Here is a 23,384-nt window from a genome sequence, read left to right as displayed (position 1 = left end):
CCCTCCTATTCATTGATTTGATTTAAGAATTTTTTCACGCGCGGTGACTGGCTTTCTTCAAGTACTGCTTGTGGGGTACCGCGTTCAATAATTTGACCATCGTCAATAAATAAAATTTGGTCTGATATTTGTTTCGCAAATTGAATTTCATGGGTCACTAGAACCATCGTGATACCTTGTTTTGCGATTGATTTGATCAGTTCTAAAATACTTTTAATAGATTCCACATCAAGTGATGAGGTAGGTTCGTCTAAGAGTAGAATCTTTTTATGTAAAGCAAGTGCACGTACGATACCGACACGTTGACTTTGACCACCTGATAGTTGAGCGGGATATTTATCTTTATGCGCAATTAAACCAACTTGTTCAAGGTGAGGTAGTGCCGTATCGATGGCTTGTTGTTTCTCCATGTTTTGACCGTATATCAAGCCTTCTGTAACGTTTTCGAGTACGGTTTTATTTTTAAATAGGTTGTAATTTTGGAAGACCATTGAAGAATGATCACGTAATTGCGTAACGTCTTTTTTAGTTATTTTGCTGGAAGCGTTGAAGACAAAGTTATTAATTTCAATTTCACCACTACTTGGCAGTTTTAAAGCGTTTAATGTTCTGAGTAGTGAGGTCTTACCAGAGCCACTAGGGCCAATAATCGTTGTGACCGTACCTTTAGGCACGTCAAATGAAACATCTTTAAGTATATGGTTGTTGTCATAATGTGAATTTAATTCCCTAACGTGTATCATGCGCGAGACTCCTTTGAAAATAGTGATTAAAAAGAAGTTATCACATTAATTCATATAAGTAAAGTCGGAATTAATTTGTTTTAAAGCCTTGAAAAATTCAATGTCGAGTTATACACTAAGGATAATAAGAATCGTGGAGTGATATATAATGAAAAAGTCTGCTTTAATTCAATCAGATATTCAAAAAAAGTGGATTGAAAAGTTTGAAGGTATTCGTGAAACTTTCGAACAAAGGGCGCATGACAATGATATTAATGCGCGTTTTCCGTATGAAAATATCGATTGGTTAATCAAAGAAGGTTATACGAAAATGACGTTACCTAAAGCTTACGGCGGTGAAGGTGCTACGGTCATGGATCTTGTGGTATTACAAGATTATTTAGGGTCTATCGATGGTGCGACAGCTTTATCAATCGGTTGGCACGTTGGTTTAATTGGAGAGCTTTTCGAGAAGAGACACTGGGATCCAAACCTATTAGATGAGGTAGCAGAGTTAACGAAGCAAGGTGCGTTAATGAACCGTGCAGTGAGTGAAGCGGAAACTGGAAGTCCTACTCGCGGTGGTAAACCGGGTACGCATGCTGTCAAAACGGATGATGGCTATATGTTAAATGGTGTTAAAACGTTTACGTCTATGAGTAAACGCTTAACGCACTTTATTGTAGGTGCGTATGTTGAGGCACTAAATACAGTTGGATTCTTTATGGTGCCTAAAGACTTTGAAGGCGTTTCGATTGCGGATAATTGGAACATGGTTGGCATGCGTGCTACTGAAAGTCATGATTTAATTTTAGAAGATGTGAAAGTGCCTGAGCGTTACTTTGTTGAAGTTAAAGGTGACGGGCCTAAAGGTCAGTATGGCTGGTTACTTCACATTCCATCTAGTTATTTAGGTATTGCGCAAGCAGCGAGAGACTATGCCGTGGACTTTGCGAAGACGTATTCGCCTAATAGTATTGAAGGTGTTATTGGGGATATTCCAACCGTTCAACAGAATATTGGCGTGATGGAGACGAAGTTGATGAGCGCGCGTCATTTCTTATACAGTACGGCTGAAGCGTATCAATATTTAGGTCCTGATGATGATATTCGTAACGAGACAGCGGCAAGTAAAGTTGTCGTGATGAACAACGGTATTGATGTTGTCGATATGGCGATGCGTATTGTTGGTGCGAAAAGCCTCGAAATGGAACGACCTTTACAGCGTTATTACCGCGATATTAGAGCTGGTTTACACAATCCACCTATGGAAGATATGGCTTATACAAATATCGCAAAATCAGTATTATCCTAATTTATATGCAAATTATAATATGCTAGGCTTGTAAACTTAATTTAGGGCATTGTAAAATAGATATAAATCATGTAATGCGTTATGGGTACGATTTACGTAATTGCGCCCGAAGGAGGTTTACATGCGGGTTGTATTAGTTATATTAGGTTGCATATTTGTGGCGTTAGGATTCTTAGGTGCGGTCCTACCTTTGCTTCCGACGACGCCATTTCTACTTGTTGCCGTGCTCTGTTTTGCGAAAAGCTCTAAGCGTTTCCACGACTGGCTCGTCGCAACAAAAGTATATAAAGCTTATGTCCTTGATCTTAAAGAAAAACGGGGATATACCATGAAGCGTAAGATTCAACTGTTAATCAGTTTATATATCGTAGTAGGTTTTTCATTATACATGTTAGATATGTTTTGGATGCGTATCGGTTTGCTCATTATGGTAACACTCCAAACCTATGTCTTATTTAGATTTGTTAAAACGTTACCGCCAGATGAAGGACATTAAAAGCTTTCATAATAAAGAATTACACTTAGCTCACGTTTTGGTCACGTGCCGTTAGGTGTATTTTTTTATGCGGAATTGTGGTGAGGGTATACGGTGGATGCTGGATGATTTATGGGTGGTTAATGGGTACTTGGTTTTGAAGCAAGATTTGGATAAGTGGTTGAGGGAATTGTACATGTTATATCGTCAATTCTGTACGTTTTTATATTAGTGGCTTTAGTAGATTGGGGTAAGAGCCAAGTGGAGTCGCGACATGGCTGTTAATTGAGTGTAAGAGCCAAGTGGTTGGTCGACATGGCTGTAAATCAAGAATAAGAGCCAAGTGGAGTCGTGACATGGCTATTAATTGAGTGTAAGAGCCAAGTGAAGTCGCGACATGGCTATAAATCAGGGATAAGAGCCAAGTGGTTGGTCGACATGGCTGCTAATTGGGAATAAGAGCCAAGTGGAGTCGCGACATGGCTGCTAATTGAGTGTAAGAGCCAAGTAGTAGGTCGGCATGGCTGTTAAATGGGAATAAGATCCAAGTGGAGTCGCGACATGGCTGCTAATTGGGAATAAGAGCCAAGTGGTTGGTCAACATGGCTGTTAAATAGCAATAAGAGCCAAGTGGGCATATCACTTGGATATAATAGTTACAGTATGAATTAATGTTAATCAATCTTACCAACTAGTGTGGATACCACAAGTTGCTAAGCGAGCCGTTACCAACTAGTGGAGATGCGACAAGTTGCTAAGAGGGCCGTTACCAACTAGTGAAGGAGTCACAAGTCGCTAAGTTAACCGTTGCCAACTAGTGAAGATGCGACAAGTTGTTAAAAGCGGAGTTACCAACTAGTGGAGATGCGACAAGTTGCTAAGCGAGCTATTGCCAACTAGTGGAGATGTCACAAGTCGCTAAGGGGGCTATTGCCAACTAGTGGAGATGTCACAAGTCGCTAAGGGAGCCGTTGCCAACTAGTGAAGGTGCAACAAGTTGCTAAGCGAGCCGTTACCAACTAGTGGCGGTACCACAAGTCGCTAAGCGAACCGTTGCCAACTGGTTAAGATACCACAAGTTGGTAAGAAGTAAAAAATACATTCAATCTGTAAGTGTTTAAGTTTAAATTTTAATAAATAGCATTTTGCTTAGCAAATAGCGTCGGAATAAATAACCGAAACCGACGCTAAGCTCAAATAGCGTCGGAATGGGCGATCGAAACCGACGCAAAACACGAATAGCGTCGGAATGCGCGATCGAAACCGATGCTAAAGCCGAATAGCGTCGGAATAGGCGATCGAAACCGACGCAAAACTCAAATAGCGTCGGAATGAGTAACCGAAACCGATGCAAAAGCCGAATAACGTCGGAATGAGTAATCGAAACCGACGCAAAAGCAGAATAACATCGGAATGCGCAATCGAAACCGACGCAAATCTCGAATAGCGTCGGAATGAGTAACCGAAACCGACGCAAGAGCCGAATAGCGTCGGAATGCGCGATCAAAACCGACGCAAAAGCCTAATAACGTCGGAATGAGCAATCGAAACCGACGCGATACTGCCTCATCATGTATCTCTCGCTGTACCTTTTCAACAATACATCCTAACCGAACAACCACCTATTACTCAAACCCGATCACCAACCAAGCGTACCTCAACTAAATGTAAACTAAATATGTATTTTGGTTAACAACTATGATATAATCATTTCATGATTTTTTAGGAGGCAAGATTTATGAAGACAAAACATTTAGTGTACGTAGCGCTAATGGCAGCAATTATCGCTGTATTAGGACTCGTTCCTCCGATTCCGCTACCATTTGTGCCAGTACCCATCGTCTTACAAAATATCGGTATTTACTTAGCCGGTATCATCTTAGGCATGGCACTCGGACCATTAAGCGTGCTAATTTTCCTATTACTTGTAATCGTCGGCGTACCTCTACTACCAGGCGGCCGAGGGTCAATTGGTATTTTATTCGGCCCAAGTGCAGGCTTCATCATAATGTATCCGATTGTGGCTTTTCTAATAGGTTACTTTAGAGAAAAGGTCATTAAGAAAGTTGACTTCAAACGCGTCTTTATCATCACATTAACGTTCGGTGTATTATTACTAGATATTGTCGGATGTATCGTGATGGGCATTGTGACGAACCTACCTGTCGATAAAACGGTTTTAGCTTGCTTATCGTTCTTACCTGGTGATATTGTGAAAGCAATCGTAGCAACCATTATCGGTGTCGCTTTACATAAGAATCCACAGTTTCAAAAACTTATGGCGCGTGACTAAGAAGGGGTGATTAAGATGGATGGTATTCACATGTCGCACATCAACATTAATAGTTTAGAACACATCCATAACGACCGTTATACCATTCATCGTAATCGCGAGTTTCCGGCATCATTCGATACCAATAAATGGATTTATCATGTGATGCCAGATTTCAAGCAATTACAAGCTGATATACGTGACCAACGTGAGATGCATATATCTTATGGCGCGCACCATGTCTGCATGATGTTTCCAGAGAACATCGCGCCATCTCAAGCGCTGCAAGCTAAACTCCATCAACTTGGCTTTGAGGTCGGTGTACTCGAATTATATGCCATTGAAGCTTCTGAGCTTTCTCTCTTTGAAAAGCTACCGCAAGTCTCTGTCGCGATTGTTGACCGCGAAAATTTAGATGCGTATCTCGAAATATTTGATACGTTCTCAGCGCCTTACGGTCAAAGCTTTATGGAAGAAGCGCGACAAAATCTGATTGATGGCTTTGATACACAGCCTGAAACATGTTTACTTGCGTATTATGAAGGTAACCCAGTAGGCATTATGAATGTCATTATTTCAGATGAAGTAGTTGAAATAGATGGGTTCGGTGTCATTGAGGCGTATCGCAACCGAGGTATCGGTCGAACGATGCAACAATTTGTTGGAGAGCTAGCTCAAGAAAGACCGATCATACTCGTAGCTGACGGTGAAGATACCGCTAAAGATATGTACATACAACAAGGTTATGTATATCAAGGCTTTCAATATCAAATCGTTAAGGAATATGATTAAGCGAAGCTATTCACCACAATTTCTTAATTTAAAAAACGTACGATGGCTCTCGTAAAGCCACCGTACGTTATTTTATTTATCTTACGATTTCGTTTGTATGCGTTCGGGATGACTGTAAATATTAAAATGATCATCACGAATGAAACCAATTGCGGTAATGTTTAAATCTTGAGCTAGCTTAATAGCTAAGTTAGTAGGTGCGGATTTCGATAGAATCATACCTACGCCAATTTTGGCTGCTTTAATTAAAATTTCAGAAGAAATACGCCCGCTAAATAATAACAGCTTATCTCTAACAGGAATACGTGCCTCAATACAATAACCAAATAATTTATCTAAAGCGTTATGACGGCCGATATCAGAACGATGTATGAAGAAGTCTGCACCATCACTAATCGCTGCATTATGAAGGCCACCTGTAGCCTGGTAAATCTTACTTTGGTCTTGAAGTTGTTGCATCATTTCTATAATCTTTTCAGGCGCTACAGTAAATTGTGCTTGAGACGTCTTCGCTATGTTCATATCCGTTTGAAAGTAAAACTCACGACTTTTACCACAACAAGATGCAATCATACGTTTCGTAGATTGCTTTTTTAAATGGTCGATATCAATATTAAGTGTCACACGTCCAAAGCCCTTGCTATCATCGATTTGGATTTCTTTGATATCTTTTTGACGATGAATAACACCTTCTGATGCTAGGAAACCGATTATAAGCTCACGTAAATGATTAGGACTACATAACACGGTTGCGAATTCTTCTTTATTCACCACAATTGTTAGCGGGAATTCTGTTACGTAATAATCATTGGTTTCGATCAGTGAACCATTTTTATAACGAATGATTGGTTGATTTGTTTTTAAATCTTTATCCATCGCAACTAACCCTTTCAAAGTAACTTATATTTATATTATACCTTTAAATCTTTGAATGAAAATGTTTTGATTAAAGCGTTCTAACTACTTTATACTTATAATAAGTAACATATGAACTGATTTAAGTTAAAGATATAAGGATAGATGAACTTTATGACGATTCAAATGACAGATTTAGTAGCACAATTTGAACAACGATTTAAACGAGACGCTAGGATAGGTGGCTTTTCACCGGGGAGAGTGAATCTGATTGGTGAGCACATTGATTACAATGGTGGCCATGTATTTCCGGTGGCGATTGATATCGGGACGTATGGTGTCGCAGCGCCAAGGATGGACCGTACTGTTCGTGTTTATTCTAATAATATGAAAGATTGTGGCGTGATTACATTTGATTTAGAGGACCTTTCATATAAGGATGCGGATCATTATGCCAACTATATTAAGGGGATGCTTCTTTATTTAAAAGAGGTTGCACCTCAGCTGGACCACGGCTTTGATCTATTAATCGAAGGTAATTTACCTTATGGCGCGAGTCTCTCTTCATCAGCCTCTTTAGAAATGTTAGTAGGCAGACTGATGATCGAGATGTTTCAGATTGAGATGCCGCTTATGGACTTGGTTCAAATAGGGAAGCGTGTAGAGAATGCGTATATCGGTGTCAACTCAGGCATCATGGATCAATTTATAATTGCTTTCGGAAAGGCCTCTACAGCATTCTTACTTGATACGCATACGCTTAAATACGACGAAATCAAGACGCACTTTGAACCGTATCAACTCGTGATTATGAATACTAATAAAAGTCGTGAATTAAAGACGTCTAAATATAACGAACGTCGCAGTGAATGTGAGGAAGCGCTCAAGCAATTACAATCCGAATGCGATATCAACGCGTTATGTGAGTTAGATGTCGCAACGTTCGAACAGCATCAACACATGATTAAAGATGATGTATTACGTAGACGTGCGCGACATGCTGTTCTTGAAAATGACCGTACGCGACAGGTATGCGAAGCCTTAAATCAAGGGGATTATGAAACCTATGGACAACTACTTAATGCGTCACACGCGTCTTTAAAATCAGATTTCGAAGTGACGGGCATTGAACTTGATACGCTAGCTGAAGCCGCCCAGCAACAACAAGGGTGTATCGGTGCGCGTATGACTGGCGGTGGGTTCGTAGGTTGTGCAATCGCTTTTGTGCATCACGATCATATTGAGACATTTAAGGAAGCGGTTACGACGGTTTACACTAATAAAATTGGCTATCCGCCATCGTTCTACGTTGTGAATGTGTCAGATGGTGCTAAAATAATTGAGATATCTTAAATTGGAGTGATTGAAATGGCAATGCTTGTTGCCGGAGGTGCAGGTTATATCGGAAGTCATGCCGTTCGCATGCTTATTGATGAAGGCTATGACGTTGTCGTAGTAGACAATTTAGAAACAGGTCACAAAGACGCGATTCATCCTAAAGCAACGTTCTATGAAGGAGACGTTCGTGATCGCGCGTTTTTAGAACAGGTCTTTTCAAAAGAGGGCATCTCATGTGTCTTTCATTTCTGCGCCTATTCTTTAGTAGGGGAATCGACTGAAAAGCCCTTAGCGTATTTCAATAATAATGTCTATGGTTTAATGTCGTTATTAGAAGTGATGCATGCACATGGTGTTGATAAACTTATCTTCTCATCAACAGCCGCAGTGTACGGTGAGCCAGCGCACATTCCGATTCAAGAAGATGACCAGAAAGCGCCGACGAATCCTTATGGTGAGAGTAAATGGATGATGGAGAAAATCATGTCATGGTGTGAAGCAACGTACAATATAAAATATGTGGCGCTTCGTTATTTCAACGTTGCGGGGGCGATACATGATGGCTCAATTGGTGAGGACCATCATCCTGAAACGCACCTGATACCAATTGTGTTACAAGTTGCACTTCATCAGCGCGAACATATCACAATCTTTGGTGATGATTATGATACGGAAGATGGTACCTGTATTCGAGATTATTTACACGTTGAAGATCTCATTGAGGCGCATATCAATGCATATCATTACTTAGAAGCGGGTCATCCAAGTGATGTCTTTAATTTAGGTACGAGTCATGGCTTTTCAGTGAAGGAAATTATTGAAGCAAGTCGACGTGTAACAGGTCAGCCTATTAAAGCGGAACTCGGTGAAAGACGTGCAGGTGATCCAAGTAAGCTTGTCGCAAATAGTCAGAAGGCGGCGACGCACCTTAACTTTAAGCCGAAGCATGATCACATAGACGCTATCATTAAATCGGCCTGGAACTGGCACAAAAACCATCCAAATGGTTATGAAGACGCATAATTAAAGGAGACATGAATAATGACGGAACCAACACATATCGTGCAGTTATTTAGAAACCGTGTGATCGAACAGGGGGCTTATGCTGCAGAGGATGCGTACTATTTAGATAATCGCATCTTACATATTTTAAAAGCGGATGACTTTGATTCAATCTCAATTTCCTTTAAAAGTCATGATAAAACGATACATCTTGTTCAAGCCATGATCCAAAATATGATTGAACGTGATCAACTGGATGATAGTCATTCTGACCGTGCTCAAATTGAAGCAGCACTTATGGACTTACTAACGCCCGCGCCATCACAAGTGAATCAAGAATTCTACAAACGTTATCAAGAATCACCAGAAGCGGCAACATCGTATTTCTATCAATTGTGCCATGAGAATCACTATATTCAAGAAGAAACGATTCAACGCAACATCGAATATACGGTAGATAGTGAGTACGGTGAACTTGAGATTACGATCAATTTATCGAAGCCTGAAAAGGACGCGAAGCAAATCGCATCGATGAAGCATGAACCTGAAACGAACTATCCAAAGTGCGCCTTATGCTTTGAGAACGAAGGCTATTATGGCACGAATTTAAAAGCAGCCCGTTCCAACCATCGCATTATTCGTTTAAATTTAAACGGTGACACTTGGGGCTTCCAATATTCACCATACGCTTACTTCAGAGAACATAGTATTGTCTTATCTGAAACGCATCGTCCTATGGAAATTAATAAGCGTACGTTCCAGAATCTGATGTCATTTATAGAGCAATTTCCTCATTATACAATTGGTTCTAACGCAGATATACCAATTGTTGGAGGTTCGATATTAACGCATAACCATTATCAAGCAGGTCATCATACCTTCCCTATGGCAAAAGCCAAAACGCGTTACGAAACGTCATTTGATAAATACCCTGGGGTTAAGCTGAGTGTAGTAGATTGGCCGATGTCCGTCATCCGTTTATCAGCCAAGGATAAAGAGATACTCATTGAAGCTTGTGATAATGTTCGAGATAAGTGGAACCATTATTCAGATGAAAGCGTTGAAATCAAGGCCTTTAGTGATTCAGGAGAGCGCCACCATACCGTGACACCGATTGCGCGATTTAACGGCGACTTATATGAAATGGACCTTGTGTTACGCGATAATCAAACGTCTGAAGCCTATCCAGATGGGATGTATCATCCGCATCCTGATGTGCAACATATTAAGAAGGAGAACATCGGCTTAATCGAAGTCATGGGTACTGCCATTTTACCTGGAAGACTTAAAGATGAGTTACAAGCTGTAAAAGCCTTTTTATTAGACCAAGCTGATGACGTACTTGATATTCATCGCGCTTGGGCTACGTGGATGAAGACGCATTATACCATTTCGGAAGATAATGTCGATCAGATTATTAAAGATGAAGTCGGCCGAAAGTTTAAGCGGGTCTTACAAGACTGCGGTGTGTTCAAACGTGATACGAAAGGCGAAAAAGCATTTGAAGCATTCATTCAACACGTTTTACATCAATAAGAAGACTTTTTCAGGTTGCTTTTCAAAAAGGTGTATAATAGGATTGATTGTTAAATGAAAGGGGAAGCTGTGATGAAACGTCTACTTGGCATCATCATGATGATGGTTGTGGTTCTAGCAGGTTGTACGCAAAGTAAAGATAGCCAGTCGTCACTTCAAATTTCAGCTGCCGCGAGTTTAAGTGATGTTTCAAAGGAACTTAAGACAGCTTTTAATAAAGAACACCCAGACATCAAAGTCGACTTTAATTATGGTGGTTCAGGCGCATTACGTAAGCAAATTGAAACTGGAGCGCCAGTAGATGTCTTTATGTCAGCGAATCAGAAAGACGTTACGGCTTTAAAAGACAAGGATAAAGTTTCGAAGACGTATAACTATGCCAGAAATGAATTAGCCTTAATTACGCATAAGGATGCGGATATCAAGCAGATTTCGGACTTGGATAAAGACGACCGATTCGCAATAGGTGAAGTGAATACAGTTCCTGCTGGTAAGTATGCGAAGTCGTATTTAGAGGAGCATCAGCTATACGACCGTTACGAATCGAACTATGTATTTGCGAAAGATGTCCGCCAAGTATTGAACTATGTAAAGCGTGGTAACGCGCAGTTAGGTATTGTTTATGAGACGGATTTATATCAAGACGGCAAAGCCATTCAAGACGTCAAGAAGTTAGAGAACTTGCCAATTAAACGAGATATCGTATACCAAGCAGGCATCGTGTCAGATAAAACGGCATCAGAAAAGTGGTTGACGTTTCTTAAATCAGATGAAGCTAAACGCATATTTAAAAAGTATCATTTTAACGTATAGGAGTTTAATACATGACTGACTTCACACCCTTTCTAATCTCATTAAAGGTAGCGCTAATAAGCACCTTAATCGTGTTCGTTTTAGGCATTGCAGTGGCTAGATGGTTATATCGTAAGAAAGGCGTCTTTGCGCGCATTATTGAGAGCTTTCTTATCTTACCACTCGTATTACCGCCGACTGTACTTGGTTACATCTTGCTTATCGTTTTTAGTGAGCAAGGGCCGCTTGGTTCCATTTTAAAAGGCACCTTTCATATTTCCGTCGTATTTAGCGTCGTAGGAGCCGTATTAGCTTCTGTCATCGTGAGTTTCCCTTTAATGTACCAACAAACAGTCCAAGGGTTTCGTTCCATTGATGAAAAGATGTTAAATACCGCGAGAACAATGGGCGCGAGTGAGTCAAAAATATTCTTTAAACTCATGTTGCCGCTTGAAAAAAGAGCGATTATCGCAGGCGTCATGTTAGCTTTCGCGCGTGCTATCGGAGAATTTGGTGCTACGTTAATGGTAGCGGGATATCTTCCAGGTGTCACAAATACGTTACCCCTTGAAGTGTACTTCTTAGTGGAACAAGGACGTGAAAATCAAGCGTGGCTCTATGTGCTTATACTCGTCGCATTTTCGATTTCTGTCGTCGGCACACTTAATGTCTTAAATAAAGATCGTTTTCGAGAGGAGAATTAGATGCTTGAAATTAAAATTTTAAAACACATTCATCAACATCCTATCTCTATTGAAATCGAAGACGATAAACCACATATTTATGCCCTTCAAGGTAAGTCAGGCGTCGGTAAGACAACGATATTAAATATCATCGCTGGTCTGAAACGAGGGGAATCAACGTTTATAAAAATAAACGACCAATTGGTCGAAGACTCAAAAACAGGTCATGCGACGAAAATTCAAGATAGAGGGATCGGTTATCTCTTTCAAGATTATCAACTCTTTCCTCATTTAACCGTGAGACAAAATTTAACGTTCATGACGCCGATGTCAGATCACATAGAAACACTCATTCAAAAACTTAAGATCGGTCACCTTTTAAAAAATTATCCGAATACGTTATCAGGCGGCGAAAAGCAACGCGTGAGTTTAGCGCGTGCTTTAAGTACTAAGCCTAATCTACTATTACTCGATGAACCTTTTTCAAGCTTAGATGATAAAAGTCGTGAAGAGGGGATTCAATTGATACAAGAGATTTATCGCTCTTGGCAGATACCGATTATATTTGTGACGCATTCATCTTATGAAGCGGAGCGACTTGCGGATCATATTATACGGATAGAATGAACGAGGAAATTCGTAATTAAAATTAATTAATTTAGTATTAGGAATATTTATTATTAATTTCCTTTAACAGCATGCTTTCCTGTAAAGCCCAACTCAAACTTCAGTTTGTTAGTTGGACTTACAAAGTAGCAATGCTACTTTGTACCACGCATAAGCCCCGGCTTCCTTAGCTTGTTAATTTGCTTACGCATAAAGCTCAACCCGAATCTCCAATTCGTTGGTTGAACTTACAAAGAAGCATGAGCTTCTTTGTTCTTTAATATATGCCGGGGACCCCACCCCTAGGAGTCAGCTGTTTGGAAATTAATAAACTTTAATATAAATTTTAATCCTAGCTTCCAGAATCGTTTTTCTAAATTATGGTGGTCTAAGTCTGATTCCGTTCAAGAAAATTCAAGTATAAGAGCATTAGCCTAATCTAAGAACGCGTATATTATTACGCTTAATGTGAACGAGGTTATGAACTGAGTTGAATATGGAATATAAAAAAGCTATGAGTTTAGGGCGTTACCCTAGCTCATAGCTTTTGTGCGTTTATTTCGTTTTATGTTCTGTTGGAATTGGATAATGTTTAAATATTTCGCCTGTTTTAATCGCGTCGGATAGGTTGCCGAGCCAATTAAAGTAATCTTTCGACGACTCTAATTGATCATAAATATGCTTAGCCTCTTTTAAAGTCTCGTCATCCGTATTTTTATCGGACATCACGTCATCTAAAATACCTAATGCTTCCTCTATGGCCATCATATTAATCTTAGTTTCACGTTCCCATTTTTGTGAAAAGAAATTTGTAAAAAAGTTAAAGAAATCCTTTTCAGCGACGAAGTGTTGTTTACGGCTGCCACGTGTAAATTGTTGCTTAACGATTTCAAATTCTTGTAATTTCTTAACGCCTGCAGACATACTTGGTTTACTCATTTGTAGTTGTTCACGCATTTCATCAAGTGTCATACTATCCTCAAATAACATTGTACCGTAAAGGTTCCCAACACTACGGTTGATGCCATATAAATCCATTGTTTCACCGATTGAATTAATGAAAATGTCTTTAGCGTGGTTTAATTGGTCTTGATTAGTTTTTGATTCTGCCACCTAGAACACCTCCTATGCACGTTTAGTATAACACTTTGTTAAGTAAAAATCTTACGTATTTAACAAAAATTACAATATTAACCATTTCCTTTTCTTATAACATATTAAAACATGGATGACATATCGATGTGGCTTTTCATAAAAGAAATTTAAATATTGAGTGGTGTGCTGAAGAAGCTTATAATGAAAGTAAAGACGGTTAGAGAGGGTATTTTCAATTGAATCAATCAAGATACTCAAGACAAGTTTTATTTAAAGCAATCAATCAAGAAGGTCAAGCGCGTATTATGTCTAAAAGTGTCGCAATTATCGGAATGGGTGCACTTGGTACGCACGTGGCTGAAGGTCTTACGAGATCTGGCGTTAAGCGTATTGTCATGGTAGATCGCGACTATATCGAAACTTCAAATCTACAACGACAAACCTTGTTTACAGAAGAACAAGCATCTAATGGCATACCTAAAGTGGTAGCGGCTAAGGAGAAACTTACCGAAATTAGACATGATATTGAAATCGAAGCTTTTATCGAGCACGCGACGCCTAGCTTCCTTGAAAAGCACTTACAAAAAGTTGATCTTATTATAGATGCTACGGATAATTTTGATACGCGACTAATGATTAATGATTTCGCATATAAACATCGTATCCCTTGGATCTACGGCGGTGTCGTTCAAAGTACGTACGTTGAAGCGGCCTTTATACCAGGTGAGACACCGTGCTTTAACTGTATGTTACCGAATATACCGGCTATTAGTTTAACGTGTGACACAGTTGGTGTTATTGCGCCAGCAGTTACGATGACGACGAGTTTTCAACTGCGTGATGCGTTGAAGATTCTGGCTGGCGTGCCTTTTCAAGCGAAGTTAACGTTCGGAGATATATGGGACATGACGCATCAAGTGATTGGATTTAGTCGCATGCAAGAAACATCATGTCCGACGTGTGGCACAGAGCCAAGCTATCCGCATCTTAAAGAAGCGAAACACCATTACGCTACGTTATGTGGTCGTGATACCGTGCAATATCATAATCCTCAATTATCAGTGGATACGTTAGTGGGTTATCTCGAGGATAAAGGGATACAGTATCACACGAATGGTTATTTAGTTCGCTTTAAATTTGAATCATACCGTATCGTTTGTTTCCAAGACGGACGTATGTTAATTCATGGATTAACAGATCCGAACAACGCACAGACACTGATTCATAAATTATTTGGCTAAGGAGACGTTTATGCATACAAATGTGAAGTTAGATAGACCTGTTAAATGTGCAGTATTGACAGTTTCAGATACAAGAACGAAAGAGACTGATAAGGGTGGTCAAACAGTCATTGAATTATTGAACACGAAAGATGTTACGATTGAACCACAACATTATCATATTGTTAAAGATGAGAAAGAAGCGATTCAAGCTCAGATTCAAACTTGGCTAGATGAGGACATTGATGTGATTATTACGACAGGTGGTACAGGCATCGCACAACGAGATGTGACGATTGAGTCTGTAACACCTTTCTTTGATAAAGAAATAGAAGGTTTCGGAGAACTATTTAGATATTTAAGCTATACCGTAGATGTCGGTACACGTGCATTGTTGTCTCGTGCTGTAGCAGGTACAGTCGGACATAAGCTTATATTATCATTACCGGGTTCAACTGGTGCAGTGAAATTAGCATTAAATAAGCTCATACTCCAAGAACTTGAACATCTTGTGCATGAGCTTAATAAATGATTAGCGCTGGTAGTCGCCTGACTTACCGCCAGATTTTTGTAAGAGGTAGGTTTCGCCAATGACCATCCCTTTATCTACGGCCTTACACATATCATAAATGGTAAGTGCGGTAGCAGAAGCAGCAGTTAATGCTTCCATTTCAACACCCGTTTTACCTGTGGTCTTTACAGTAGCTTGGATGTTTAGAACGTAATCTTGTTCTGTATCCCATTCATATGATATATCGATACCTGTTAGAGGTAATGGGTGACACATTGGGATGATCTGAGATGTATTTTTAGCGGCCATAATACCTGAAATTTGAGCGGTATTAAGCACGTTACCTTTTTTATTTGTATTATCAACGATTTGATTATAAATGGTTTCATTAACGCGAATGCTTGAAGCTGCAACAGCAGTACGTTTTGTGATGGTCTTTTCAGAGACATCAACCATTTGAGCATGACCTTGTTGGTTTATATGTGTGAATTCAGACACGTTAAGCCCTCCTTTTTGGAATCATTATAGCATATCCTAATAACCTGATTGGAGTGAATGCCATGCCAGTAGAAAAAAGAATGCCGATTTCTGTAACAGAAGCGGTAGAGCGTGTAGTATCATCTACTGAGGAATTAACTAAAACGGAAGTCGACATTTATGATAGTTACGGTCATATTCTATCTGAAGATATTGTCGCAACATACGATATACCTAGATTTGATAAGTCACCATATGATGGTTATGCGATTCGTAGTAAAGATTCGCTTGAAGCAAGTGGTGACAACCGTGTGGCTTTTAAAGTAATCGACCACATCGGAGCAGGAAGCGTGTCGTCTAAGTCGCTCGGTGAATCTGAAGCGATTCGAATTATGACGGGTGCTAAAATTCCTGATGGCGTGGATGCCGTTGTCATGTTAGAACAAACTGTAGAGACTGAGACAGGTTTTACCTTACGAAAAGCCTTCGACGAAAACGAAAATATTTCACGTAAAGGTGAAGAAACACAAACGGGCGATATCGTCTTAAAGAAAGGGCAGTTTATTAATGCGGGTGCTATAGGCGTACTTGCGACATATGGGTATCGTTCGGTACCAGTTTACAAACGTCCATCCATCGCAATTATCGCTACGGGTAGTGAGTTGCTAGACATTGATGATGAATTAGAAGATGGTAAGATCCGTAATTCTAACGGACCTATGATTCACGCTTTAGCGCACAAGCTTAACATCGAAGCTAAAGTTTATAAAATTCAGGAAGATCATTTCGAAGCTTGTTTAGAGGTTGTTAAAGAAGCGCACGCATCTCATGATATCGTGATTACGACAGGTGGCGTTTCGGTAGGTGACTTTGACTATTTACCGAAGATTTATAAAGCAATGGATGCGGACGTACTATTTAATAAGGTTCAAATGCGTCCTGGTAGTGTGACTACCGTCGCTAAAGCAGGCAATAAACTTTTATTTGGGTTATCTGGAAATCCATCAGCTTGCTATACGGGATTTGAATTATTCGTTAAACCAGGCATTTACCGTATGATGGGTGCTAACGAAGTTTATCCTCAAGTGGTTGAAGCAACTTTAATGGAAGACTTTAAGAAAGCTAATCCATTTACACGTTTCGTACGTGCACATGTGACATTAACGAAGCATGAGGCTACCGTTAAACCTTCAGGATTTAATAAATCTGGCGCCGTTGTAGCGATTGCACATAGTAACTGCATGATGGTATTGCCAGGTGGCACACGCGGTTATCACCAGGGAAATAAAGTTCATGTCATCTTAACCGATTCGACAAGCTATGAAGAAGCGTTTAGATTATGATTCTACAAATTGTTGGCTATAAAAACTCAGGTAAGACGACACTTGTTGAACATAGCGTCAAGCTTTTAAAAGCACAAGGCTATCGTGTTGTTACGGTGAAACACCATGGTCATGAAGGTGACGATATTTCACTCGAACAAGGCGTCGATCATATGAAACATTTTGAAGCAGGTGCTGATCAAAGCATCGTTCAAGGGCATCAAGTTCAACAAACTGTCACAAGAACGGATAACACTGATTTAGAGGCAATTATCGCAAATTCAATTACAATTGCATATGATATAGTAATTGTAGAAGGTTTTAAAAAAGCATCATATGATAAAGTTATACTTTATAATAATAACGATTCATATTATAATCTTAGTCAATTAAGTCATGTCGTATATGAATTAAATACTGAAAGTCAATTATCTTTTAAAGATTATGATGCATGGTTATTAGATTGGGTGAAGGGATGAATTGAATGAAGCAATTTGAAGTTGTTGAAGCACCGATTCAAACAGAGCCATATCGTGACTTCGTTTTGAACGAACACCAAGGTGCCGTAGTCGTATTTACAGGCCACGTGAGAGAATGGACGAAAGGTGTTAAGACGGAATATCTAGAATATGAAGGTTACATTCCGATGGCTGAGAAGAAATTGAAACAAATTGGTGATGAAATCAGCGATAGGTGGCCAGGTACCATTACAGCAATTGTACATCGTATTGGCCCATTACAGATTTCAGATATCGCTGTACTTATTAGCGTATCTTCGCCGCATCGTAAAGATGCTTATCAAGCTAATGAATATGCGATTGAACGTATCAAAGAAATTGTGCCGATTTGGAAAAGGGAAATTTGGGAAGATGGCGAAGAATGGCAAGGCCATACAAAAGGTACGTATCAAGATGCGAAAGAGGGGAGCGAATAATTATGGAAATTTTATATTTTGCTGAAATCAAAGACGTATTAAATCGTCGCAAAGATGAATTTCACTTTGATTATGAAATCACGGTTTCATACCTAAGAGAGTATTTATATAAAACGTATCCGAATATTCAAGGTAAAGAATTCCAAATAGCTGTTAATGAAGAATTCGTTAAACCAACTGACATTATAAAACCTAACGATGTGGTTGCATTAATTCCACCCGTTAGTGGAGGTTAAAGAAAGATATGAAAGCAATAATTTTAGCAGGTGGTCAGTCATCACGCTTTGGCGCACCGAAAGCTTTTGCAGAAATTAAAGGCGAAACTTTTTATAAGAGCATCATTCATACGCTTGAAGATACAAACATGTTTAATGAAATTATCATCAGTACGAATGAACATCTAAAGGATCAATTTGAACATGATGCAATTGTAGTGGATGATGAACAACATAAAGACAAAGGGCCGCTTGCTGGTATGTATAGTGCGATGAAGGCTTATCCAGATGAGGAATTGTACTTCGTTGTGTCAGTGGATACACCACTCATCACAAAAAAAGCGATAAGTCAGTTATATCAATTTATGGTTCAACATCTCATTGAGGACCGACTGGATATCGCAGGGTTCCAAGAAGATGGCCGTAATATTCCAACAATGGCGTTTTACAAGCCGACTGTATTACCAGTTATTGAACAAGCACTTTTATCAAATGATTTAAGTGTGAAGAACGTGTATAAAGATGTGCGTACGGAGTGGCTGAGCGTTCATTCAATTGACAGTGCGCTACCATGGTATCAGAATATTAATTACCAAAAGGACTTAGAGCGTCTTAAAGCACACTTAACTTAAAGGGGGGTAGATAGAATGGCGTCACAACAAATTACAGATAAATTAGGTCGCCCGATTAGAGACTTAAGAATTTCTGTTACGGATCGATGTAATTTTAGATGTGATTACTGTATGCCAAAGGAAATCTTTGGTGATGATTTCGTCTTTCTACCTAAGAATGAACTGTTAACGTTTGAAGAAATGATACGAATTGCGCGCATTTATGCCAAAGTTGGTGTAGAGAAGATTCGTATTACAGGCGGAGAACCGTTACTACGTCGAGATCTTGATCAATTGATTAAAGGTTTAACTGAAATAGATGGTATCAATGATATTGGCTTAACGACGAATGGTTTACTTTTAAAGAAGCATGGTCAGAAACTTTATGACGCAGGCTTACGTCGTATTAATGTTAGTCTAGATGCGATTGAAGATGAAGTTTTCCAAGCAATCAATAACCGTAACATTAAAGCCTCAACAATTCTCGATCAAATCGATTATGCCGTTTCGATTGGCTTTAAAGTTAAAGTAAATGTTGTCGTTCAAAAGGGCGTCAACGACCATCAAATTTTACCTATGGTTGAATACTTTAAGCACACGGATGTCACAATTCGTTTTATCGAGTTTATGGATGTCGGTAACGATAACGGTTGGGACTTCAGTAAAGTTGTATCTAAAGACGAGATGCTGAATATGATCGAACAAGAATTCGATATTACACCTGTTCCGCCGAAATACTTTGGTGAAGTAGCCAAATACTATCAACATAACGACACAGGTGCTAAGTTTGGTTTAATTACAAGCGTATCAGATTCATTCTGTTCAACTTGTACAAGAGCACGCATCTCCTCAGACGGTAAATTCTACGGTTGTTTATTTAGCGAAGTAGACGGCTTCGACTTGAAAAGCCCTCTAAGAGCAGGCATTTCAGATGAAGGTTTACTTGAAGAGATAAAATCGTTATGGTTTAAGCGTGATAATCGTTATTCTGACGAGCGTACAGAGCAAACGGTTAAAAACCGTAAACGTAAAAAAATAAATATGAATTATATTGGTGGTTAAATCCCTAGAAATGATATTGTTTCTTTTGAGACGATATCATTTTTTTTAAATATTCTATTAAAATTTCGAGAAAAATGTTATATAATATAAAAAAAGTAAAATACTACTTTTTCTACACAACTTAGAATCAACAAGGAGGGTACACATTATGTGTAACAAAATTAGTAAGTATATTGAATCAGAACGTCTACTTAGCCAACTCAAGCACGGACTCAAAGCGAATTTTCAAATTACGATTGAAGAATTTATTGTACTTTACAAAATTCATGAATCTACACGTATTAGTGGTAAAACACTTCGTGACACGTTACATTTCGAAATGCTTTGGGATACAAGTAAGATTGATGTACTCATCAGAAAGATTTATAAGAAAGAACTGATATCTAAAATTAGATGTGAAACAGATGAGCGCCAAGTTTATTACTACTTCAATGCGAAGCAGAAAAAAGCTATGGACCGCTTGTTCATGAACATTGAGCAAACTGCTGTTTAATTCACGCTAAATTATCTGAATTTTTAAACTATTTAACTATAATAAAGGGACCTAAGACATAATAATACAATTCTCTTAAACAGCATGCTTTCCTGGGGCATGGCCGGAGCCTGTAGTCTCCGGTCTCATGCTATTCCCCTAGGAGTCAGCTGTTTTGAGAATTGCTTGTAATAAAGCGTTAATGCTTTATTTCACGACTTATGTCTAAGGTCTCTTATTTTATGATTGCTTTGCAGTTTTACGTCCGTGTAGGAAGTAATAAAGTACCATCGTTATAATAGCTAAAATACCGAGATAAAAATACATCATGCCATAGCCTGTTTGGTTCGTAAAAAATCCAAGAACATATGGCCCAAAGCCAATGCCGATATCTAAACCAATGAAATAGGTTGAGGTAGCAAGCCCCATTTTCATAGGGGAAACGGATTTCACAGCAGCAGCTTGGAAGATGGATGATAAATTACCATAACCAATACCCACAAGTGCACCTGCTAATAATAGCATGAAGCTAGAGTGAGACATTGATAAAACAAATAAACTAATGATAAAGAAGATAAACGATGGATAAGCAACAACGTTATCACTCTTCTGATCCATAAGTCGACCAACTATAGGTCTTGCGAATAATGATGTTAGCGCATAGAACATGAAGAAATACTGTGAAGCGGTTACTAAGTCACGTTCTTCTGCAAAGAATTGTAAAAAGGATAGTATCGCGGCATAACCAACGCCTATTAACATCATTAAGAATGCGACTGGTATCGCTTCTTTTGCTATGAATTGATTCAATCGAATTTGTTTATCTGCTTGAGTTAAAGGTGTTGTTTCGAAATGGTGATGAATAAAGCATGCTAAGACGAAACTAATCATACATAACATGATACAGAGTATAAATAAAAATTGTATTGGATAAATTTGAGATAGCAGTAAGCCGAAGAATGGGCCTATAGCTGCACCTAAAACTAAGCTTAAACTAAATAAACTGATGCTTTCACTTTTTCTTGAATCAGGTGCAATAAATGCAGCCAATGAACCAGTTGCTGTTGTAGCAACGCCTGTAGCAATACCATTAACGATACGCGTTAGCATTAAAATCCATATTGAATGATCTATAAAATAAAAAAACTGCGTTATTGTTAATAAAATAAGTCCAATGAGAAGAATTTTCTTAGGACCTAGACTATTAACAAAACGACCAGTTATAAATCGTCCGATTAAAGAACCTACTATAAATAATCCGGATACTAATCCAGCTAAACTGTCTGAGGCATTAAAGTGGTTTGACGCATAGCTAGCTACGATTACTATCAGTAGGTACATGCATAAGTAAACGAGAAAGTTTATTGCAAAGTTTATAATGAAATTTTTACTCCAAATTGTCTCTCTCTTTGAAGTAATAGTCATTTAGAGTCCTCCTTTAAGTTCCTGATATAGTTTGTCTAAAACAGATACCACCGTTTCTAATTCACCGTCTTTACATTTAGATTTTGAGATGAGTTCAGCTTGAACCGTCGCAATTTGATTTTTAACCTCATGATGTACATGTTGACCTTCAGACGTAAGTGAAAGCAACTTCTTACGTTTATCTTCTCCAGGAGTCATACATACATAATCTTTTTCAATTAATGCCTTTAAAATTTTACGCGTAGTGGGCTTTTCAATGAAGCGACGTTTTGAAATGTCGACAAGCGTCGTTTGGTCGTGCTGACCAATATCTTTAAGGACTAACCACTGTCCTGTGTGTAGGTCATAATGCTCTAGAATTGGTGTGACATATTTAATATAGGGTCTATAAAGACGTGTGAAATTATCAAATACTTGTGTGTAATCCATCATTTACCTCCAGAGAAATTAGTTAGCTTTACTAACTATTACTTATCGTATTTTAAACCTCTTGAGCACGAGAAGCAACCTTGAAAATAATTTTTAAGTTGAGCACATCATCTGTTGGGGTTACAAAACACTTTTTGATATGATTGAGGTATTAAAAAGGGGGCGCCTTTATGTCACACATACAGTTTGATCATGTGATTCATCACATTGAGAACCTAGACAATTTTAATTACCCAGGTGATATTTTAGCTTTAACAAAAGGTGGTAAGCACCAAAATCTAGGTACTTATAATGTGTTGTCACATATCGACTTGAGATATATAGAGTATTTAGATGTATATAATATGAAGAAATTAAAAGAAGTTTCTAAGACGGAAGAACAAAAGCACTCATTTGCAGCAACACTTGTTCATGAGTCATTCTCTCAAGGGTTTAAACGACTCTGTTTTAGAACGGATGATATAGAGCAGTTAAAGGAAGAAATGTTAGCTGAAGGTTTAATTGTTACAGGGCCTTTAGAGATGTCTCGTGTAAGTAACAAAGGGCAAAAGATTACGTGGAAACTGCTTTACATAAATGATAAAAACTTTAATTCTAAGTTGCCGTTCTTTATTCAATGGGATCAGCCTGAGTCTGAGCGCCAAGCACTCTTAGAAGATAAGTTTCAAGAACATCTATCAATAAGTGCGATTAAAATAGAATCGCCAGAGCGGGATAAAATTGTTAAGAATTGGCAAAAATGGTTCAAGATGACCTTTATCAGCGAGAATGATGATGTGTCGGTATTGGAAACGGCAGATGGCATCCAATTTGAGATCACCGACGCAAAGGTTCATAAGATCACAACCGTTGTCTTAAAAGATAAAAATATAGAAGCACCATTTCTCATTCGTGTTCGAGCTGGAAATTACCGATTTGAGCCTTACAATTCTTAATTTTTAATCATTTTAAGACTAAATAAATGTTATAATGTTAATCGTTACGAAAATAAATAAAATGTTGTTAGAATATAAGAGGAAAGCTGATTTAAATATACTTTAAAAATTATTATTTTATAAGAGTTTTAACTGAATATTTATAATCGCCTTATATTGCGTCTTTGTACGCTCAAATATATAGATATATTAACAATATTTAATTGTGTAGCCAGTAAAGTAACTGAGGGCTTTTAAAGAATGAAAACATGTAACATGTTTCGTTCCTAATCATTAGGTGTTTAATCA

The 23,384-nt window shown here is 38.6% G+C and carries 26 protein-coding genes; 20 read left to right on the top strand and 6 right to left on the bottom strand.

Going from position 1 to position 23,384, the window contains the following annotated elements; all coding sequences use genetic code 11:
- Nucleotides 1–5: 5 nt before the first annotated feature.
- A complete protein-coding gene (locus A33S_RS0109090; RefSeq protein WP_009382844.1) occupies nt 6–743 on the bottom strand; it encodes an amino acid ABC transporter ATP-binding protein in 738 nt (245 codons plus the stop codon).
- A 148-nt stretch (nt 744–891) separates the two neighbouring features.
- Here A33S_RS0109090 and A33S_RS0109085 point away from each other — a divergent pair, with 148 nt between their 5' ends.
- The 4 genes from A33S_RS0109085 to A33S_RS0109070 all read left to right on the top strand — a co-directional run bounded on the left by A33S_RS0109085 (nt 892) and on the right by A33S_RS0109070 (nt 5,576).
- The gene (locus A33S_RS0109085) at nt 892–2,037 is read left to right on the top strand and encodes an acyl-CoA dehydrogenase family protein (RefSeq protein WP_009382843.1); all 1,146 of its coding nucleotides are present in this window, start codon (nt 892–894) and stop codon (nt 2,035–2,037) included.
- Nucleotides 2,038–2,158: 121 nt separating this feature from the next.
- Nucleotides 2,159–2,533: a YbaN family protein gene (locus A33S_RS0109080; RefSeq protein WP_009382841.1), complete on the top strand. Its 375-nt coding sequence runs from the start codon at nt 2,159–2,161 to the stop codon at nt 2,531–2,533.
- 1,717 nt (nt 2,534–4,250) lie between these two features.
- Nucleotides 4,251–4,805: a biotin transporter BioY gene (locus A33S_RS0109075; protein WP_009382840.1), complete on the top strand. Its 555-nt coding sequence runs from the start codon at nt 4,251–4,253 to the stop codon at nt 4,803–4,805.
- Between the two features lie 15 nt (nt 4,806–4,820).
- Nucleotides 4,821–5,576 carry a GNAT family N-acetyltransferase gene (locus tag A33S_RS0109070; RefSeq protein ID WP_017176760.1) on the top strand — a complete coding sequence of 252 codons (756 nt, stop codon included), beginning with the start codon at nt 4,821–4,823 and terminating at the stop codon, nt 5,574–5,576.
- Nucleotides 5,577–5,657: 81 nt separating this feature from the next.
- Here the strand turns inward: A33S_RS0109070 and fdhD are convergent, their stop codons facing one another.
- A complete protein-coding gene (gene fdhD, locus A33S_RS0109065; RefSeq protein ID WP_009382838.1) occupies nt 5,658–6,452 on the bottom strand; it encodes a formate dehydrogenase accessory sulfurtransferase FdhD in 795 nt (264 codons plus the stop codon).
- A gap of 153 nt (nt 6,453–6,605) precedes the next feature.
- Between fdhD and A33S_RS0109060 the strand changes: the two genes are divergently transcribed.
- The 6 genes from A33S_RS0109060 to A33S_RS0109035 are packed head-to-tail and all read left to right on the top strand — an operon-like array spanning nt 6,606 to nt 12,409.
- Nucleotides 6,606–7,784, top strand: a complete 1,179-nt coding sequence (locus A33S_RS0109060) for a galactokinase (protein ID WP_009382837.1) — start codon at nt 6,606–6,608, stop codon at nt 7,782–7,784.
- Nucleotides 7,785–7,799: 15 nt separating this feature from the next.
- A complete protein-coding gene (galE, locus tag A33S_RS0109055; protein WP_009382835.1) occupies nt 7,800–8,792 on the top strand; it encodes a UDP-glucose 4-epimerase GalE in 993 nt (330 codons plus the stop codon).
- 18 nt (nt 8,793–8,810) lie between these two features.
- Complete coding sequence (galT, locus tag A33S_RS0109050; RefSeq protein WP_009382834.1) at nt 8,811–10,307, top strand: UDP-glucose--hexose-1-phosphate uridylyltransferase; 1,497 nt, start codon at nt 8,811–8,813, stop codon at nt 10,305–10,307.
- Nucleotides 10,308–10,361: 54 nt separating this feature from the next.
- Entirely contained in the window at nt 10,362–11,120 is a 759-nt protein-coding gene (modA, locus tag A33S_RS0109045) for a molybdate ABC transporter substrate-binding protein (protein WP_017176759.1), read from the top strand.
- Between the two features lie 11 nt (nt 11,121–11,131).
- Nucleotides 11,132–11,803, top strand: a complete 672-nt coding sequence (modB, locus tag A33S_RS0109040) for a molybdate ABC transporter permease subunit (RefSeq protein ID WP_009382832.1) — start codon at nt 11,132–11,134, stop codon at nt 11,801–11,803.
- On the top strand, nt 11,804–12,409 hold the full coding sequence (locus tag A33S_RS0109035; protein ID WP_017176758.1) for an ATP-binding cassette domain-containing protein: 606 nt from the start codon (nt 11,804–11,806) through the stop codon (nt 12,407–12,409).
- Nucleotides 12,410–12,943: 534 nt separating this feature from the next.
- Here A33S_RS0109035 and cudC read toward each other — a convergent pair.
- Nucleotides 12,944–13,501, bottom strand: a complete 558-nt coding sequence (gene cudC, locus A33S_RS0109030) for a choline uptake/conversion transcriptional regulator CudC (protein ID WP_009382830.1) — start codon at nt 13,499–13,501, stop codon at nt 12,944–12,946.
- 218 nt (nt 13,502–13,719) lie between these two features.
- Between cudC and A33S_RS0109025 the strand changes: the two genes are divergently transcribed.
- Nucleotides 13,720–14,724, top strand: coding sequence for a ThiF family adenylyltransferase (locus A33S_RS0109025; RefSeq protein ID WP_009382828.1), 1,005 nt, complete (start codon nt 13,720–13,722; stop codon nt 14,722–14,724).
- Between the two features lie 10 nt (nt 14,725–14,734).
- Nucleotides 14,735–15,235, top strand: a complete 501-nt coding sequence (locus A33S_RS0109020; protein WP_009382827.1) for a MogA/MoaB family molybdenum cofactor biosynthesis protein — start codon at nt 14,735–14,737, stop codon at nt 15,233–15,235.
- Here A33S_RS0109020 and moaC read toward each other — a convergent pair whose 3' ends face one another.
- Entirely contained in the window at nt 15,236–15,712 is a 477-nt protein-coding gene (gene moaC, locus A33S_RS0109015) for a cyclic pyranopterin monophosphate synthase MoaC (RefSeq protein ID WP_009382826.1), read from the bottom strand.
- Between the two features lie 62 nt (nt 15,713–15,774).
- On the opposite strand from moaC, the gene A33S_RS0109010 reads away from it, so the two are divergent.
- From A33S_RS0109010 to A33S_RS0108980, 7 genes are all read left to right on the top strand, one after another.
- Nucleotides 15,775–17,034, top strand: a complete 1,260-nt coding sequence (locus tag A33S_RS0109010) for a molybdopterin molybdotransferase MoeA (RefSeq protein ID WP_009382825.1) — start codon at nt 15,775–15,777, stop codon at nt 17,032–17,034.
- Nucleotides 17,031–17,492 (top strand): molybdopterin-guanine dinucleotide biosynthesis protein B, encoded by a 462-nt coding sequence (gene mobB / locus A33S_RS0109005; protein WP_009382824.1) that lies wholly within the window; start codon nt 17,031–17,033, stop codon nt 17,490–17,492. Before A33S_RS0109010 ends, mobB begins: the two co-directional genes overlap by 4 nt.
- 5 nt (nt 17,493–17,497) lie before the next feature.
- Nucleotides 17,498–17,947: a molybdenum cofactor biosynthesis protein MoaE gene (locus A33S_RS0109000; RefSeq protein WP_009382823.1), complete on the top strand. Its 450-nt coding sequence runs from the start codon at nt 17,498–17,500 to the stop codon at nt 17,945–17,947.
- A gap of 2 nt (nt 17,948–17,949) precedes the next feature.
- Nucleotides 17,950–18,183 carry a molybdopterin converting factor subunit 1 gene (gene moaD / locus A33S_RS0108995; protein WP_009382822.1) on the top strand — a complete coding sequence of 78 codons (234 nt, stop codon included), beginning with the start codon at nt 17,950–17,952 and terminating at the stop codon, nt 18,181–18,183.
- A gap of 8 nt (nt 18,184–18,191) precedes the next feature.
- Entirely contained in the window at nt 18,192–18,794 is a 603-nt protein-coding gene (mobA, locus tag A33S_RS0108990) for a molybdenum cofactor guanylyltransferase MobA (RefSeq protein WP_009382821.1), read from the top strand.
- 15 nt (nt 18,795–18,809) lie between these two features.
- Entirely contained in the window at nt 18,810–19,835 is a 1,026-nt protein-coding gene (gene moaA, locus A33S_RS0108985) for a GTP 3',8-cyclase MoaA (protein WP_009382820.1), read from the top strand.
- Nucleotides 19,836–19,983: 148 nt separating this feature from the next.
- Nucleotides 19,984–20,328: a transcriptional regulator, SarA/Rot family gene (locus A33S_RS0108980; protein ID WP_009382818.1), complete on the top strand. Its 345-nt coding sequence runs from the start codon at nt 19,984–19,986 to the stop codon at nt 20,326–20,328.
- Nucleotides 20,329–20,547: 219 nt separating this feature from the next.
- On the opposite strand, the gene A33S_RS0108975 is transcribed toward A33S_RS0108980, so the two are convergent.
- Together A33S_RS0108975 and A33S_RS0108970 are read right to left on the bottom strand one after the other, a co-directional pair.
- Nucleotides 20,548–21,732: an MFS transporter gene (locus A33S_RS0108975; protein ID WP_009382816.1), complete on the bottom strand. Its 1,185-nt coding sequence runs from the start codon at nt 21,730–21,732 to the stop codon at nt 20,548–20,550.
- Nucleotides 21,733–22,161 carry a MarR family winged helix-turn-helix transcriptional regulator gene (locus A33S_RS0108970; protein ID WP_009382814.1) on the bottom strand — a complete coding sequence of 143 codons (429 nt, stop codon included), beginning with the start codon at nt 22,159–22,161 and terminating at the stop codon, nt 21,733–21,735. It abuts the gene before it with no gap.
- A 170-nt stretch (nt 22,162–22,331) separates the two neighbouring features.
- On the opposite strand from A33S_RS0108970, the gene A33S_RS0108965 reads away from it, so the two are divergent.
- On the top strand, nt 22,332–23,096 hold the full coding sequence (locus tag A33S_RS0108965) for a VOC family protein (RefSeq protein WP_017176757.1): 765 nt from the start codon (nt 22,332–22,334) through the stop codon (nt 23,094–23,096).
- The last annotated feature ends 288 nt before the right edge of the window (nt 23,097–23,384 follow it).

Source organism: Staphylococcus massiliensis CCUG 55927 (assembly GCF_000298075.1).
GTDB classification, from domain to species: domain Bacteria; phylum Bacillota; class Bacilli; order Staphylococcales; family Staphylococcaceae; genus Staphylococcus; species Staphylococcus massiliensis.
Note: the sequence above shows the minus strand (reverse complement) of the source record. Positions and strands in the feature narration are given on the sequence as shown.